This is a genomic window from Yersinia enterocolitica subsp. enterocolitica (assembly GCF_901472495.1).
GTDB lineage: Bacteria > Pseudomonadota > Gammaproteobacteria > Enterobacterales > Enterobacteriaceae > Yersinia > Yersinia enterocolitica.
Genome location: NZ_LR590469.1, coordinates 3692087 through 3707742, shown reverse-complemented (window position 1 = coordinate 3707742; position 15656 = coordinate 3692087). Strand labels below are relative to the sequence as shown.

Here is a 15656-nt window from a genome sequence, read left to right as displayed (position 1 = left end):
CATATCCAAATTTCAGTGACTAGTCCTGATATAGGTTGACACTTTTCAGCCTTAAAACGCCTGATGAACTTCATCGGGCGTTTTGTATTTTAACGACAGATGCGGTCGCCGCGTGTTGTAGATTTCCACTGACTCCCTGACCATCTTTCTTGCCTGGCCAATATCTTCCGGCTTAACCAGCAGATATTCCAGTTTTAATATCCCATTGACCCGCTCCGCCAGCGCATTCTGATAACAATCATATCCATCCGTCATCGAACAGATGACACCGTGACGTTGATGTAACGCCTGATATTCTGTTGAACAGTACTGGATACCCCGGTCTGAGTGATGTATCAGCGCAGATGCTGTGCGCCTGCTCACCAGCGCCATTTTGAGCGCAGCGGCTACATGGCGGGTGTGCAGACTTTCATGCACATGATATCCCACGATTTTTCTCGACCAGGCATCGGTCACCAAACTGACATACGCCGTTCCTGTCCGCAGGGGAAGGTAAGTGATATCCGCGACCCATACCTGTTCCGGGCGGCTGGCAATAACCTGATTTGCTCCTGACTTCAATAAGTTAGGGTGACGGTAAAAGCGATGATGGCTGTTTGTCGTTTTATGATAGGCACGTTTAGGCATCACCAGTAACCGCGAGCAACGCAGTATCTGGAATCCGTACATTCTTGCAGGAGAGGGAGAAAGCCAGTCGAGTTGACCGAACTTGCGTAGCCACTTCAGGACGGTAGAACGGCCTTGAATACCGTAGCGGTCTTGCGCCTGTCGGTAAGTCATTTCACCTTTTTCGACCTGTTCGACAACAGCCAATTTAAAGGATAGAGGGTAATCGCGTTGCGTGCGTTTAACATATTGGTTCATCACATTTTCCTCAGTGTACGAGTTAAATGTGTCAACGCTATTTAGGACGGGTCAATAAAACAAAAAAGGCCACCCACCGGGAGGGTAACCTTCTCTTTTATTTGGCTTTTTACGCACAAAAATCCACGCAAAAAAACTATTTCTATCGTTTTTTATATTTCCCACATAGCAAAAACCCCACGCTTTTGGCATGGGGTCTCGGCTTGATTTGATGCCTGGCAGTGTCCTACTCTCGCATGGGGAGACCCCACACTACCATCGGCGCTACGGCGTTTCACTTCTGAGTTCGGCATGGGTTCAGGTGGGTCCACCGCGCTATGGCCGCCAGGCAAATTCTGTCTAAACTAACCCGCTATGCAATCATTCACACAGCCAGCCAGCCCAATCTCGGAACTTCGCTGAAAATATCTATCTCTCAAATTCAAAACACCTTTGGTGTTGTAAGGTTAAGCCTCACGGATCATTAGTACTGGTTAGCTCAATGCATCGCTGCACTTACACACCCAGCCTATCAACGTCATAGTCTTTAACGTTCCTTCAGGGGGCTTAAAGCCCCAGGGAAGACTCATCTCGAGGCAAGTTTCCCGCTTAGATGCTTTCAGCGGTTATCTCTTCCGAATTTAGCTACCGGGCAATGCCATTGGCATGACAACCCGAACACCAGTGATTCGTCCACTCCGGTCCTCTCGTACTAGGAGCAGCCCCTCTCAATCTTCCAACGCCCACGGCAGATAGGGACCGAACTGTCTCACGACGTTCTAAACCCAGCTCGCGTACCACTTTAAATGGCGAACAGCCATACCCTTGGGACCTACTTCAGCCCCAGGATGTGATGAGCCGACATCGAGGTGCCAAACACCGCCGTCGATATGAACTCTTGGGCGGTATCAGCCTGTTATCCCCGGAGTACCTTTTATCCGTTGAGCGATGGCCCTTCCATTCAGAACCACCGGATCACTAAGACCTACTTTCGTACCTGCTCGAGCCGTCACTCTCGCAGTCAAGCTAGCTTATGCCTTTGCACTAACCTCACGATGTCCGACCGTGATTAGCTAACCTTCGTGCTCCTCCGTTACTCTTTGGGAGGAGACCGCCCCAGTCAAACTACCCACCAGACACTGTCCTCACCCCAGATTATGGGGCCGAGTTAGAACATCAAACATTAAAGGGTGGTATTTCAAGGTTGGCTCCATGCAGACTGGCGTCCACACTTCGATGCCTCCCACCTATCCTACACATCAAGGCTCAATGTTCAGTGTCAAGCTATAGTAAAGGTTCACGGGGTCTTTCCGTCTTGCCGCGGGTACACTGCATCTTCACAGCGAGTTCAATTTCACTGAGTCTCGGGTGGAGACAGCCTGGCCATCATTACGCCATTCGTGCAGGTCGGAACTTACCCGACAAGGAATTTCGCTACCTTAGGACCGTTATAGTTACGGCCGCCGTTTACTGGGGCTTCGATCAAGAGCTTCGCCGTAAGGCTGACCCCATCAATTAACCTTCCAGCACCGGGCAGGCGTCACACCGTATACGTCCACTTTCGTGTTTGCACAGTGCTGTGTTTTTATTAAACAGTTGCAGCCAGCTGGTATCTGCGACTGGCTTCGGCGCCGGGAGCAAGTCCCTTTACCTAATGCCAGCGTGCCTTCTCCCGAAGTTACGGCACCATTTTGCCTAGTTCCTTCACCCGAGTTCTCTCAAGCGCCTGAGTATTCTCTACCTGACCACCTGTGTCGGTTTGGGGTACGATTTAATGTTACCTGATGCTTAGAGGCTTTTCCTGGAAGCTTGGCATCAACTACTTCACCACCGTAGTGGCTCGTCATCACACCTCAGCGTTGATAAGCAACCGGATTTACCAAGTCGCTCCGCCTACATGCTTAAACCGGGACAACCGTCGCCCGGCTAGCCTAGCCTTCTCCGTCCCCCCTTCGCAGTAACACCAAGTACAGGAATATTAACCTGTTTCCCATCGACTACGCTTTTCAGCCTCGCCTTAGGGGTCGACTCACCCTGCCCCGATTAACGTTGGACAGGAACCCTTGGTCTTCCGGCGTGCGGGTTTTTCACCCGCATTATCGTTACTTATGTCAGCATTCGCACTTCTGATACCTCCAGCAACCCTCACAGGTCACCTTCAACGGCTTACAGAACGCTCCCCTACCCAACGAACGTATCCCTAAGCCAACTCGACTTTATTGGACGCATTGACGTCGCTGCGCTCCGTCAATCATTATCCACTGCCGTGAATTGTCTTGGGTGATACGTTCGCTGCCGCAGCTTCGGTGCATGGTTTAGCCCCGTTACATCTTCCGCGCAGGCCGACTCGACCAGTGAGCTATTACGCTTTCTTTAAATGATGGCTGCTTCTAAGCCAACATCCTGGCTGTCTGTGCCTTCCCACATCGTTTCCCACTTAACCATGACTTTGGGACCTTAGCTGGCGGTCTGGGTTGTTTCCCTCTTCACGACGGACGTTAGCACCCGCCGTGTGTCTCCCGTGATAACATTCTTCGGTATTCGGAGTTTGCATCGGTTTGGTAAGTCGGGATGACCCCCTAGCCGAAACAGTGCTCTACCCCCGAAGATGAGTTCACGAGGCGCTACCTAAATAGCTTTCGGGGAGAACCAGCTATCTCCCGGTTTGATTGGCCTTTCACCCCCAGCCACAAGTCATCCGCTAATTTTTCAACATTAGTCGGTTCGGTCCTCCAGTTAGTGTTACCCAACCTTCAACCTGCCCATGGCTAGATCACCGGGTTTCGGGTCTATACCTTGCAACTATTCGCCCAGTTAAGACTCGGTTTCCCTACGGCTCCCCTATTCGGTTAACCTTGCTACAAAATATAAGTCGCTGACCCATTATACAAAAGGTACGCAGTCACACCACGAAGGTGCTCCCACTGCTTGTACGTACACGGTTTCAGGTTCTATTTCACTCCCCTCGCCGGGGTTCTTTTCGCCTTTCCCTCACGGTACTGGTTCACTATCGGTCAGTCAGGAGTATTTAGCCTTGGAGGATGGTCCCCCCATATTCAGACAGGATGTCACGTGTCCCGCCCTACTCATCGAACTCACAACGTATGCATTTTTGTGTACGGGACTATCACCCTGTACCGTGCGACTTTCCAGACGCTTCCACTAACACATATGCTGATTCAGGTTCTGGGCTCCTCCCCGTTCGCTCGCCGCTACTGGGGGAATCTCGGTTGATTTCTTTTCCTCGGGGTACTTAGATGTTTCAGTTCCCCCGGTTCGCCTTGCATGGCTATGTATTCACCATGCAATAGTGCAACGAATTGCACTGGGTTTCCCCATTCGGGTATCGTCGGTTATAACGGTTCATATCACCTTACCGACGCTTTTCGCAGATTAGCACGCCCTTCATCGCCTCTGACTGCCTAGGCATCCACCGTGTACGCTTAGTCGCTTAACCTCACAACCCAAAGATGTTTCTTCTTTATTGGTGTGGCTACGAACACACTCTGCGTCGTTGTGCAGTGCGCGCAATCCTCATGAACGTAGCGTTCACTCCGGTTGCTGTGCGCTGTACGCCTTGCTGAGTATCTTCTCGCTCACACTGCAACAATGATAAACACATTGGCATTGCGATTATTTGAGAGACTCTAATACAGGTTAATCCTTATCTCAGTACTTCTACGGAGAGATAAGTTTCAGCTGTATTGTTTCAATTTTCAGCTTGTTCCAGATTGTTAAAGAGCAATATCTTAAACACGACTTGTTAAAGTCATCTTTAAGATACTTTTGAGTTCATAAAGAACCGGTTGATAATGTCTTTCACACATTATCGGAGTGGCGTCCCCAAGGGGATTCGAACCCCTGTTACAGCCGTGAAAGGGCAGTGTCCTAGGCCTCTAGACGATGGGGACACAAAAATTTCTACTGAATCATGGATTCAGTATTTTTGTGTAAAGGTGAGAATGTGGTGACACATTCGAACGACTGATGCAGTAAAAACTCAATGCCGAGGCCTTACAACACAATCATCACCCTCATCAACAGGTGCTCTTGCTCGTTTACATTCATCAGACAATCTGTGTGGACACTGCGCAATGCGTATCTGAGGTAAGGAGGTGATCCAACCGCAGGTTCCCCTACGGTTACCTTGTTACGACTTCACCCCAGTCATGAATCACAAAGTGGTAAGCGCCCTCCCGAAGGTTAAGCTACCTACTTCTTTTGCAACCCACTCCCATGGTGTGACGGGCGGTGTGTACAAGGCCCGGGAACGTATTCACCGTAGCATTCTGATCTACGATTACTAGCGATTCCGACTTCATGGAGTCGAGTTGCAGACTCCAATCCGGACTACGACAGACTTTATGTGGTCCGCTTGCTCTCGCGAGTTCGCTTCACTTTGTATCTGCCATTGTAGCACGTGTGTAGCCCTACTCGTAAGGGCCATGATGACTTGACGTCATCCCCACCTTCCTCCGGTTTATCACCGGCAGTCTCCTTTGAGTTCCCACCATTACGTGCTGGCAACAAAGGATAAGGGTTGCGCTCGTTGCGGGACTTAACCCAACATTTCACAACACGAGCTGACGACAGCCATGCAGCACCTGTCTCACGGTTCCCGAAGGCACTAAAGCATCTCTGCTAAATTCCGTGGATGTCAAGAGTAGGTAAGGTTCTTCGCGTTGCATCGAATTAAACCACATGCTCCACCGCTTGTGCGGGCCCCCGTCAATTCATTTGAGTTTTAACCTTGCGGCCGTACTCCCCAGGCGGTCGACTTAACGCGTTAGCTCCGGAAGCCACGCCTCAAGGGCACAACCTCCAAGTCGACATCGTTTACAGCGTGGACTACCAGGGTATCTAATCCTGTTTGCTCCCCACGCTTTCGCACCTGAGCGTCAGTCTTTGTCCAGGGGGCCGCCTTCGCCACCGGTATTCCTCCAGATCTCTACGCATTTCACCGCTACACCTGGAATTCTACCCCCCTCTACAAGACTCTAGCTTGCCAGTTTCAAATGCAGTTCCCACGTTAAGCGCGGGGATTTCACATCTGACTTAACAAACCGCCTGCGTGCGCTTTACGCCCAGTAATTCCGATTAACGCTTGCACCCTCCGTATTACCGCGGCTGCTGGCACGGAGTTAGCCGGTGCTTCTTCTGCGAGTAACGTCAATCCAACAACGTATTAAGTTATTGGCCTTCCTCCTCGCTGAAAGTGCTTTACAACCCGAAGGCCTTCTTCACACACGCGGCATGGCTGCATCAGGCTTGCGCCCATTGTGCAATATTCCCCACTGCTGCCTCCCGTAGGAGTCTGGACCGTGTCTCAGTTCCAGTGTGGCTGGTCATCCTCTCAGACCAGCTAGGGATCGTCGCCTAGGTGAGCCATTACCCCACCTACTAGCTAATCCCATCTGGGCACATCCGATGGCGTGAGGCCCTAAGGTCCCCCACTTTGGTCCGAAGACGTTATGCGGTATTAGCTACCGTTTCCAGTAGTTATCCCCCTCCATCAGGCAGTTTCCCAGACATTACTCACCCGTCCGCCGCTCGCCGGCAAAGTAGTAAACTACTTCCCGCTGCCGCTCGACTTGCATGTGTTAGGCCTGCCGCCAGCGTTCAATCTGAGCCATGATCAAACTCTTCAATTTAAGATTTGTTTGATTTGCTATGAATTAACATAGCGATGCTCAAAGATTACTTTCTGCAAATATGCATTCGAACCGAAGTTCAAATGTGTACTGCTTTGGTCACTCTTCAAGACTTTGATATTGCTTCTGCCTGTCGAAACAGGCTTCGATATCGTCTTGCGAGTGCCCACACAGATTGTCTGATAAATTGTTAAAGAGCAGTGCGTTAGCAACACTTGGTTGGTAACGCGAGGTGCGCATATTACGCTTTCCTCATTCAGAGTCAACATTTAATTTCGTTGAATTTCTCTGTTCTCTTTGCCGGTCACTTAACTACTTGATTCGTTGTGTGCCGTCTCGATGGATGCGCATTATAGGGAGTTCTCAGCCGCCCGCAACCGCTAATTTCAATAAAAATGACTGTTTGCTGCATTCCACAGCAAAACCCCGCCTTATACCCTGTTGTGCACAAACTTATCCACAGATTGAAACTCTTCTCAAAATTGACGAGCATCACGCAATCGTTTTCGCTACAATTCCCCGCGTCGAAAAAGAGTGACCTCGCGGGCAAAATATCGATGACATGAAGTGGTTTTTATAAAATGGGTCAATACCGCCCGCGATAAAACGTATTTTGATGCTGTAGAGAGGTCGGTCTCACATGAAAGTTGCCACTGGCTGGCATTTCTCGCTATTGGGATGTTATCTGAATCTGTTTTTCTCTTTATATAGATAGAAGAGATTCACGTAACGCTCTATTGATTGATTGCGAAGAACAACTGCGACTCCAAAGCCAAGGGATAAAACCATGCAACAACGCCGCCCAATCCGCCGTGCTCTGCTCAGTGTGTCTGACAAAGCCGGCATCATCGAATTCGCCACTGCACTTTCACAACGTGGTATCGAGTTACTTTCCACTGGCGGGACTGCCCGTCTGCTGGCTGATGCAGGCCTGCCTGTCACCGAAGTGTCTGACTACACCGGCTTCCCAGAAATGATGGACGGACGCGTTAAGACTTTGCATCCCAAAGTACATGGCGGCATTTTAGGCCGTCGCGGCCAGGATGATGGAATCATGGCTCAACATGATATTCAGCCAATTGATATTGTAGTCGTGAATTTATATCCCTTTGCCCAAACCGTGGCCCGCCCGGATTGTTCATTGGAAGACGCCGTTGAGAATATCGACATCGGTGGCCCAACCATGGTGCGCTCTGCGGCCAAGAATCATAAAGATGTCGCCATTGTCGTTAAGAGCAGCGACTACCCAGCAATTATTGCCGAGCTGGACGAGAATGACGGTTCATTGACGTACCCAACCCGTTTCAACCTAGCGATCAAAGCTTTCGAACACACCGCCGCTTACGACAGCATGATTGCCAACTACTTCGGCGCATTGGTGCCAGCTTATCATGGTGACACAGAGCAACCATCTGGCCGCTTCCCTCGCACCCTGAATCTTAACTATATAAAGAAACAGGATATGCGTTACGGTGAGAACAGCCACCAGCAAGCCGCCTTCTATATAGAAGAAGATGTGAAAGAAGCATCAGTGGCTACCGCACTGCAATTACAAGGCAAAGCCCTCTCTTATAACAATATTGCTGATACCGATGCTGCACTTGAATGTGTGAAAGAGTTTAGCGAACCAGCTTGTGTCATAGTTAAACATGCCAACCCATGTGGCGTGGCGATTGCTGACTCTCTGCTGGCCGCCTATGACAAAGCCTATAAAACTGACCCAACATCAGCTTTCGGCGGCATTATCGCCTTTAACCGCGAGTTGGATGCCGAAACCGCCAGCGCCATTATCAGCCGTCAATTTGTTGAAGTGATTATTGCCCCATCAGTCAGTACTGAAGCTTTGGCGCTGTTAGCCGCCAAACAGAATGTGCGTGTTCTGACTTGCGGTCAGTGGCAAGAACGTTCTGCTGGCCTGGATTTCAAACGTGTTAATGGTGGTTTGTTAGTACAAGACCGCGATTTGGGTATGGTGACTGAGGCGGATTTGCGTGTGGTGTCTCAACGCCAGCCGACCGAACAAGAGCTGCGTGATGCGCTGTTCTGCTGGAAAGTCGCCAAGTTCGTTAAATCTAATGCCATTGTTTATGCGCGCGACAATATGACTATCGGCATAGGTGCAGGCCAGATGAGTCGTGTGTACTCGGCCAAGATAGCCGGTATCAAAGCGGCAGATGAAGGTTTAGAAGTGGCAGGGTCTGCCATGGCTTCTGATGCTTTCTTCCCATTCCGCGACGGTATTGATGCAGCTGCAGCCGTCGGGATCACCTGTGTCATCCAACCGGGTGGTTCTATTCGTGACGATGAAGTCATTGCTGCGGCTGATGAACATGGTATCGCCATGATCTTTACCGACATGCGCCATTTCCGCCATTAATTAACCCGCTTAACGGAGTCATCAGATGAATATTTTGATTATTGGCAATGGCGGGCGCGAGCATGCGCTAGGCTGGAAAGCAGCACAGTCACCTTTAGCCGATAAAATTTATGTTGCGCCGGGTAATGCTGGCACGGCCCTGGAACCCACGCTAGAAAATGTCGATATCGCCGCCACCGACATTGCCGGTTTACTGGCATTTGCGCAAAGCCACGATATTGGCCTGACTATCGTCGGCCCAGAAGCACCACTCGTCATCGGTGTGGTTGACGCCTTCCGCGCGGCGGGCCTGACTATCTTTGGCCCAACGCAAGCCGCAGCCCAATTGGAAGGTTCTAAAGCTTTCACCAAAGATTTCCTGGCCCGCCATAATATTCCAACCGCGTTTTACCAGAATTTCACCGAGGTCGAGCCTGCTTTAGCTTATGTGCGCAAAATTGGTGCGCCAATCGTGATTAAAGCTGATGGACTGGCTGCCGGTAAAGGCGTGATTGTGGCAATGACGCTGGAAGAGGCAGAAACCGCAGTACATGACATGCTCGCTGGCAATGCGTTTGGTGATGCCGGCCATCGCATCGTGGTGGAAGAATTCCTCGATGGTGAAGAAGCCAGCTTTATTGTGATGGTTGATGGTGAAAACGTGTTACCGATGGCCACCAGCCAGGATCATAAGCGCGTTGGTGATGGTGATACTGGCCCGAATACCGGCGGCATGGGCGCTTATTCTCCGGCACCTGTCGTCACGGACGAAGTCCATCAGCGAGTCATGGATCAAGTTATCTGGCCCACCGTGCGCGGTATGGCAGCTGAAGGTAATGTTTACAGCGGTTTTCTTTATGCAGGTTTGATGATCTCCGCCGATGGGCAACCAAAGGTTATCGAATTCAACTGCCGCTTTGGCGACCCGGAAACTCAACCAATCATGTTGCGTATGCGTTCAGATTTGGTTGAGTTGTGTTTAGCTGGCGCACAAGGCAAGTTGAACGAGAAAACGTCTGACTGGGATGAACGCCCGTCACTGGGTGTGGTTCTGGCCGCAGGCGGCTATCCAGCTGATTACCGTCAGGGTGATATCATTCATGGGCTACCACAACAGGAAGTGGCTGATGGCAAAGTGTTCCATGCTGGAACCAAGCTAGACAGCAATAATAATGTGGTGACCAGCGGTGGGCGCGTGTTGTGTGTGACGGCACTCGGGGCAACAGTTGCACAGGCACAGCAACATGCTTATAAGCTCGCTGAGAAGATTCAGTGGGAAGGTGCATTCTGCCGCAAAGACATTGGCTATCGAGCGATTACCCGTGAAAATAGTGGTTCGTGAAGAATTGTGGTTTGTGAAGAATAGAGGCTCGCGGTAAATAACGCTACCACTGTATTCTGTGGGCACAGTTTGCTGTGCCCTACTTCTTTCGGCCTTATAGACTACCGGCCTTCGGCTCCCAGCGGCAGAAGTCCTGATTAGCAACCAATAGCAATTGCTGTCCTTCCGATGAATCAAGCCACGCGACACCCAATGGTTCTGCGCTATTTGCGCCCCGTTTACTCAACCATGCTTGCGAATTATCATCAAGACTCAGGCGCAACGTTTTCCCAGCACAGGTTGTCACGATGCCATCTTGCCAGCGCCCCTGAATTAACTGAACGTTACCGGCGCGCAGTGCGCTGCTCAGTTCCAGAATCCGCTTAGCCTCCAATTGATAAACGGCAATATTATCAACCGAGAGTTGCTCACGCCGTGTTGCTAGTTGGCGTTGCATAAAACTGACCTGCCCTTGCTCATCAAAACGTAACTCGACACTTTGTGGATCATCACCCAAGTCATTACGCCGGATTTCCCGCAATACGCCATGTTGATATTCGTAAAAAGTCACGCGAGTGTTCCCCCCGGAGTAGGGGCTGTAAACGCTCATCAGCACTTGTGGTTGCTGTTGTGCATTATCCTGACGCCATAAACGCACTACACCGCTGTCGGCGATATAACCGCTGGCACTGAATTGAGGGGAGCCGGACTGACTGCTACAGGCGCTGAGACCAAAGGCTAGACCGAGGGTCATCAGCACCCGCTGCATAAACAAAAGGGGCTTTGCCACCCCCCCGTTTATTATTTTCACTGACACACTATTAAGATTTAACAGCGTCTTTCAATGCCTTACCAGAAACAAACGCTGGCACATTAGCTGCAGCAATTTTGATTTCTTTACCGGTTTGTGGGTTGCGGCCAGTGCGCTCATTACGATGGTTTACTTTGAAGGTACCAAAACCAACCAATTGTACTGCATCACCCTCTTTCAGAGATTCGGTAATTGCAGCCAGTGTGGATTCCAAAGCCGCTTTTGCTTGAGCTTTAGAAAGGTCCGCTTTGTCCGCGATTACGTCAATCAGTTGAGTCTTATTCATAAGTTATCCTTACAGTGTGTTTATCGTTTGCAAAGCATCGAGTGCGACGGATATGCCGATTGACAGCACTCTCCTGCATACACGCACCGATAGCCACTTTTTTTCGCCCCCCAAATGTAGAACAGACAGGGGGCAGATGTGAAGCCTTAAGACGTGACAAATCAGGCGTTAAATCACGTTTTCTTGCCTTATTGCGTTAAATTTATGCCAATGTTGCTAACAGCCGCTTCCCGTAGGTCAGAACGTAACCCTTTAATCAGATCCAAGTCGCGCTCTTCGCAGTCGGCTAACAGGCGGAAAATCTCCCATTGGATATCCCATTCTTCTTCAATCGCGGGCAAGATTTTCAGCTCTTCATCGGTCATTTCTTTGCCAGCCAATGTCATTTCCAACATCGCAACGGTACGGATTGACGTTTCGCTGATGGCGATAGCATGCTCTAAAGTTTCGCCACTCAAACGTGAATGAATAGCTTCACTTAAAGCAATACAGGCATCGATGGCAGGGTAAACACCGTAAATAGCATAGTCATCAGCAGAAGGAATTGCCTCTTCCAGCTTCTCTAATTGGCTATCAAAATTAACCTTAGCGTCTTTTACCACCAAAGTTTCCCAGATAAGATCCAGAATACGTCGGTAAACGGCCGGATCACCAAACTCGGTTTCCAGGCAAAATTGCTGATAGTTGGGATACATCCGCTCGCACAAGCAAGCCATGAAAGTCAGATGTTGCCAACTTTCCAGCTTTTCGAGACGTAGATGAATCGGATTACGTATCATGATGAGTTCTCGTTATTCATTATCTGCGCGGCAGTGTACCCGAAATTAAATCATATCCCTATGGTTGCCAAGCAAATCAGGATTTTTCCGCACCCACCGCTGAAATTGCGGACGGTTTGAAGCAATCGCATCTGCCCAACGGGTCGGCTCCGGCAACCGATACCCCGCCATACAATGGCGAACCCATTCTAACGCACTGCCAACACTCACCCGGTGGCCCGGTGAAATAAACAAGGGATTACAACGGCTTTTGCTGCGCCATACCCAACCTAACTGCTCATCGGCATCAACCAAAGGCTGCAATGCGCCGTTATCGTCGCCCAATGGCTCAAAATTCCCGCATAAACGACTTTTGGCAACACCAATGGTCGGGACATCTACCAGTAAGCCAAAATGGCTGGCAACCCCTAAACGACGAGGGTGCGCTATCCCCTGCCCATCAACAAAAACCAGTTGAGGCCGTTGTTGTATCTGCGCCCAAGCGGCTAATAATGCAGGATATTCACGGAAAGAGAGTAAACCGGGGATATACGGCAGTGAAGTTGCCACGCGGGCAACCTGATATTCCACCAATTCGAGCGAGGGGTAACGTAAAACGGCAATAGCAGCACGGGTCACTTCCCCCTGCTGCTCAAAACCAACATCTGCTCCCGCGATAAAGCGCACTGACTCACTTGCGATATCATCTTGAAGGCTAATTTCAGATGCGCGTTGCAGCTGTTCTGCCCGTAACGCTTTGGTGTCTACCATCTGCCACCCTGTCTATAGATTGATTACTTTTGGTGATAAGGTTTTGATAATGCATGGACTGCCTTCACAAAAGCACCCGCATGTTCTGGTGGGACATCCTGATGGATACCGTGGCCCAGATTAAATACATGCCCTTCACCCTGACCAAAACCGGCCAGAATTGTACTGACTTCTTCCTCGATACGCGCAGCAGGCGCATAAAGAATTGAAGGGTCCATATTGCCTTGTAGAGCAACTTTGTCACCTACCCGGCGGCGCGCATCGGCAATGTCGGTAGTCCAATCCAGCCCCAAAGCATCACAACCGGTCGCGGCCATCGCTTCCAGCCATTGCCCACCACCTTTAGTAAATAAGGTTACTGGCACTCGACGCCCGTCATTTTCGCGAATCAGGCCATCGACGATTTTATGCATATAATTCAAGGAGAATTCTGCATAATCACGCCCGGTCAGTACCCCACCCCAGGTATCAAAGACCATCACAGATTGCGCGCCAGCTTTGATTTGAGCATTGAGATACAAAATGACACTGTCAGCCAATTTATCCAGCAACAAATGCAAAGTCTGCGGCTCGGCATACATCATTTTCTTCAGTTTGGTGAAGGCCTTACTACTGCCACCTTCAACCATATAAGTCGCCAATGTCCACGGGCTGCCGGAAAAGCCAATTAATGGCACCGCACCGGCCAGCTCACGGCGAATGGTTCTCACCGCGTTCATAACATAGCCCAATTCCTGTTCTGGATCGGGAATGGGCAGTTTTTCAACATCAGCCCGGCAGGTAATCGGAGATTGAAAACGCGGGCCTTCGCCGGTTTCAAAGTACAACCCCAACCCCATAGCATCAGGAATGGTCAGAATGTCGGAAAACAGAATCGCCGCATCCAGCGGATAACGACGCAATGGTTGCATCGTCACTTCACAGGCCAATTCAGCATTTTTGCACAGCGACATAAAATCTCCGGCAATAGCGCGGGTGGCTTTATACTCTGGCAAATAGCGACCAGCCTGGCGCATCATCCACACCGGAGTGACATCTACCGGCTGGCGTAGCAAAGCACGCAGATAGCGATCGTTTTTCAACTCATTCATGATAAAGCTCCCTTGATTATCCGCACGCATTGTAGCATGCCAGATAATACTTTCCTGCGGCAGCTAAAAGCGGTTTTTAGCTATTCTCCGTCGTCGAACTGCTCTTCGCGGCATAATACGACGGTATCTTCAATCAAGCGACGTGCCACGGTGCCTGGTGGTGGCAACAATGGTAATTGATCATAGCGATACCAACCGGCATTCAGCAGCTCTTTAGGGTCATGTCGCAGCTCACCGCTGTCATACTCCGCCATAAAGGCCATCATCAATGAATGCGGGAATGGCCACGGCTGCGATGTCACGTAGCGCAGGTTTTTAATGTGGATATTACTTTCTTCCAGTACTTCGCGGGACACCGCCTGTTCCAACGTCTCCCCCACTTCGACAAACCCGGCTAACACCGTGTTAATACCACCACGATGGCGAACATGTTGTGCCAATAAAATCTCATCACCGCGACGGATGGCAACAATCACGCACGGGGCAATTTGTGGGTAATAACGTTCACGGCAGTGATTGCACAGACAAGCCCACTCAGTACGGCTGGCATGCATTTGATGCCCACAATAGCCACAATAGCGGTGAGAGCGGTAAAACTCAGCTAATTGCACGCCACGGCCCGCCAATTGGAACAAACCGCGATCGACATCCAGTAATTGCCGCACTGACCCCATATCCGTAGACATCATCTGGCGAATCAGCCAAACCGCCTGCCCTTGCCATTCACCAATCTGCCTGGCGGTCGCGCCCTGTAATGACCAATTGGCCGCGTTACCTTGTGGTAACTCCCCTTTTGGTAACCATAATTTGTTTTCATGGCTGACAATCCACCAGCCACTTTCTTTACCTGTAAGTTGTAGTTCCATATCGTTGTTGCACAACCTCGACTTCACTGGCAATCTAGAATCCGGCTTGTTACATTTTTGTAACCCATTATTACTTCACGGAGTCGATCTCATGCTTAACCGACTAGAAAGCCTGACTCAACGCGTTGGCGGCAGTAATGAATTAATTGATCAATGGCTTCATGCACGTAAAGAACTTTTAGTCTCGTATTGCACAGTGATCGGTATTAAGCCACAAAAAGGAAAGCATACCCCGCTTAATGAAAAAGCGCTGGAGAACTTTTGCCACAATCTGGTGGATTATCTCTCCTCCGGGCACTTCCATATCTACGATCGAATTATCAAACAGGTAGAAGGTGCGTCCAGCCCGAAAATGGCTCTGACGACCAAAGTTTATCCCGCTTTAAAAAATAACACTCAAACTATCATGGCATTCCATGATCGTTATACAAACATTGAGATCGATGACGATAGCTGTACCGAGTTTCAACAAGCTTTATCCGATATCGGTGAAGCGCTTGATGCTCGTTTTCGGCTGGAAGATCAACTTATTCAATGGGCTGCCGAGTCATGGCAAGCCGCCAAGCCAGTTATTCAAGCAGGGCAGGTAAAATAGCCCACTGATCAGCACGGGCTTGTAGTTTTAATTCAACCTCAATACCCAAAGTAATTGAGATTGCAGGTAGGCAGCAAGTGAATGAATTCCGATGAGCTTACACAGGTAAGTGATTCGGGTGAATGAACGTAGCTAACACCGCTGCAATTTCAAGTAAGAAGGGTATATACTGAAGATTCTTGTCGGAGTGCCTAGCACCTGTTTTCTTACGAAAGCAAACGCAGGCTGAGACCGTTAATTCGGGATCCGCGGAACCTGATCGGGTTAATACCCGCGAAGGGAACAAGAGTAATTTATCGCTACAGGC

11 protein-coding genes, 1 tRNA gene, 3 rRNA genes and 1 riboswitch are annotated in these 15656 nt (G+C 50.0%); of the genes, 3 read left to right on the top strand and 12 right to left on the bottom strand.

The genetic code is table 11. The annotated features are described in order from the left end of the window. Window positions 1-51 precede the first annotated feature (51 nt). From FGL26_RS17590 to FGL26_RS21525, 6 genes are all read right to left on the bottom strand, one after another. On the bottom strand, window positions 52-864 hold the full coding sequence (locus tag FGL26_RS17590) for an IS3 family transposase (RefSeq protein WP_032912915.1): 813 nt from the start codon (window positions 862-864) through the stop codon (window positions 52-54). 213 nt (window positions 865-1077) lie between these two features. Beyond that, window positions 1078-1193 (bottom strand): 5S ribosomal RNA (rrf, locus tag FGL26_RS17585). A 113-nt stretch (window positions 1194-1306) separates the two neighbouring features. Beyond that, window positions 1307-4300, bottom strand: a 23S ribosomal RNA gene (locus tag FGL26_RS17580). Window positions 4301-4678: 378 nt separating this feature from the next. Further along, window positions 4679-4754: transfer RNA gene (locus FGL26_RS17575), tRNA-Glu, on the bottom strand. A 197-nt stretch (window positions 4755-4951) separates the two neighbouring features. After that, window positions 4952-6494: ribosomal RNA gene (locus FGL26_RS17570) — 16S ribosomal RNA — on the bottom strand. Together the 16S, 23S and 5S rRNA genes with 1 tRNA gene alongside form the textbook arrangement of a ribosomal RNA operon. Window positions 6495-6593: 99 nt before the next feature. Continuing rightward, window positions 6594-6734 (bottom strand): hypothetical protein, encoded by a 141-nt coding sequence (locus FGL26_RS21525; RefSeq protein ID WP_166792490.1) that lies wholly within the window; start codon window positions 6732-6734, stop codon window positions 6594-6596. 547 nt (window positions 6735-7281) lie between these two features. On the opposite strand from FGL26_RS21525, the gene purH reads away from it, so the two are divergent. Together purH and purD are read left to right on the top strand one after the other, a co-directional pair. After that, window positions 7282-8871 carry a bifunctional phosphoribosylaminoimidazolecarboxamide formyltransferase/IMP cyclohydrolase gene (gene purH / locus FGL26_RS17555; protein WP_005175670.1) on the top strand — a complete coding sequence of 530 codons (1590 nt, stop codon included), beginning with the start codon at window positions 7282-7284 and terminating at the stop codon, window positions 8869-8871. 25 nt (window positions 8872-8896) lie between these two features. Continuing rightward, entirely contained in the window at window positions 8897-10192 is a 1296-nt protein-coding gene (gene purD, locus FGL26_RS17550; RefSeq protein ID WP_005175672.1) for a phosphoribosylamine--glycine ligase, read from the top strand. Window positions 10193-10286: 94 nt separating this feature from the next. Here the strand turns inward: purD and FGL26_RS17545 are convergent, their stop codons facing one another. The 6 genes from FGL26_RS17545 to nudC form a co-directional block, all read right to left on the bottom strand. Beyond that, a complete protein-coding gene (locus FGL26_RS17545) occupies window positions 10287-10940 on the bottom strand; it encodes a DUF1481 domain-containing protein (protein ID WP_005175673.1) in 654 nt (217 codons plus the stop codon). 52 nt (window positions 10941-10992) lie between these two features. Next, window positions 10993-11268, bottom strand: coding sequence for a nucleoid-associated protein HU-alpha (gene hupA / locus FGL26_RS17540; RefSeq protein ID WP_005166072.1), 276 nt, complete (start codon window positions 11266-11268; stop codon window positions 10993-10995). A gap of 188 nt (window positions 11269-11456) precedes the next feature. Further along, window positions 11457-12047 (bottom strand): YjaG family protein, encoded by a 591-nt coding sequence (locus FGL26_RS17535; protein WP_005166074.1) that lies wholly within the window; start codon window positions 12045-12047, stop codon window positions 11457-11459. A gap of 45 nt (window positions 12048-12092) precedes the next feature. Then, complete coding sequence (nfi, locus tag FGL26_RS17530; protein ID WP_005175674.1) at window positions 12093-12797, bottom strand: deoxyribonuclease V; 705 nt, start codon at window positions 12795-12797, stop codon at window positions 12093-12095. 23 nt (window positions 12798-12820) lie between these two features. Continuing rightward, complete coding sequence (gene hemE / locus FGL26_RS17525; protein WP_005175675.1) at window positions 12821-13888, bottom strand: uroporphyrinogen decarboxylase; 1068 nt, start codon at window positions 13886-13888, stop codon at window positions 12821-12823. Window positions 13889-13968: 80 nt separating this feature from the next. Next, window positions 13969-14754, bottom strand: a complete 786-nt coding sequence (gene nudC, locus FGL26_RS17520) for an NAD(+) diphosphatase (protein WP_005166081.1) — start codon at window positions 14752-14754, stop codon at window positions 13969-13971. A gap of 91 nt (window positions 14755-14845) precedes the next feature. On the opposite strand from nudC, the gene rsd reads away from it, so the two are divergent. After that, entirely contained in the window at window positions 14846-15349 is a 504-nt protein-coding gene (rsd, locus tag FGL26_RS17515; RefSeq protein ID WP_005175676.1) for a sigma D regulator, read from the top strand. Between the two features lie 173 nt (window positions 15350-15522). Then, window positions 15523-15648: riboswitch (TPP riboswitch) on the top strand. Window positions 15649-15656 lie beyond the last annotated feature (8 nt).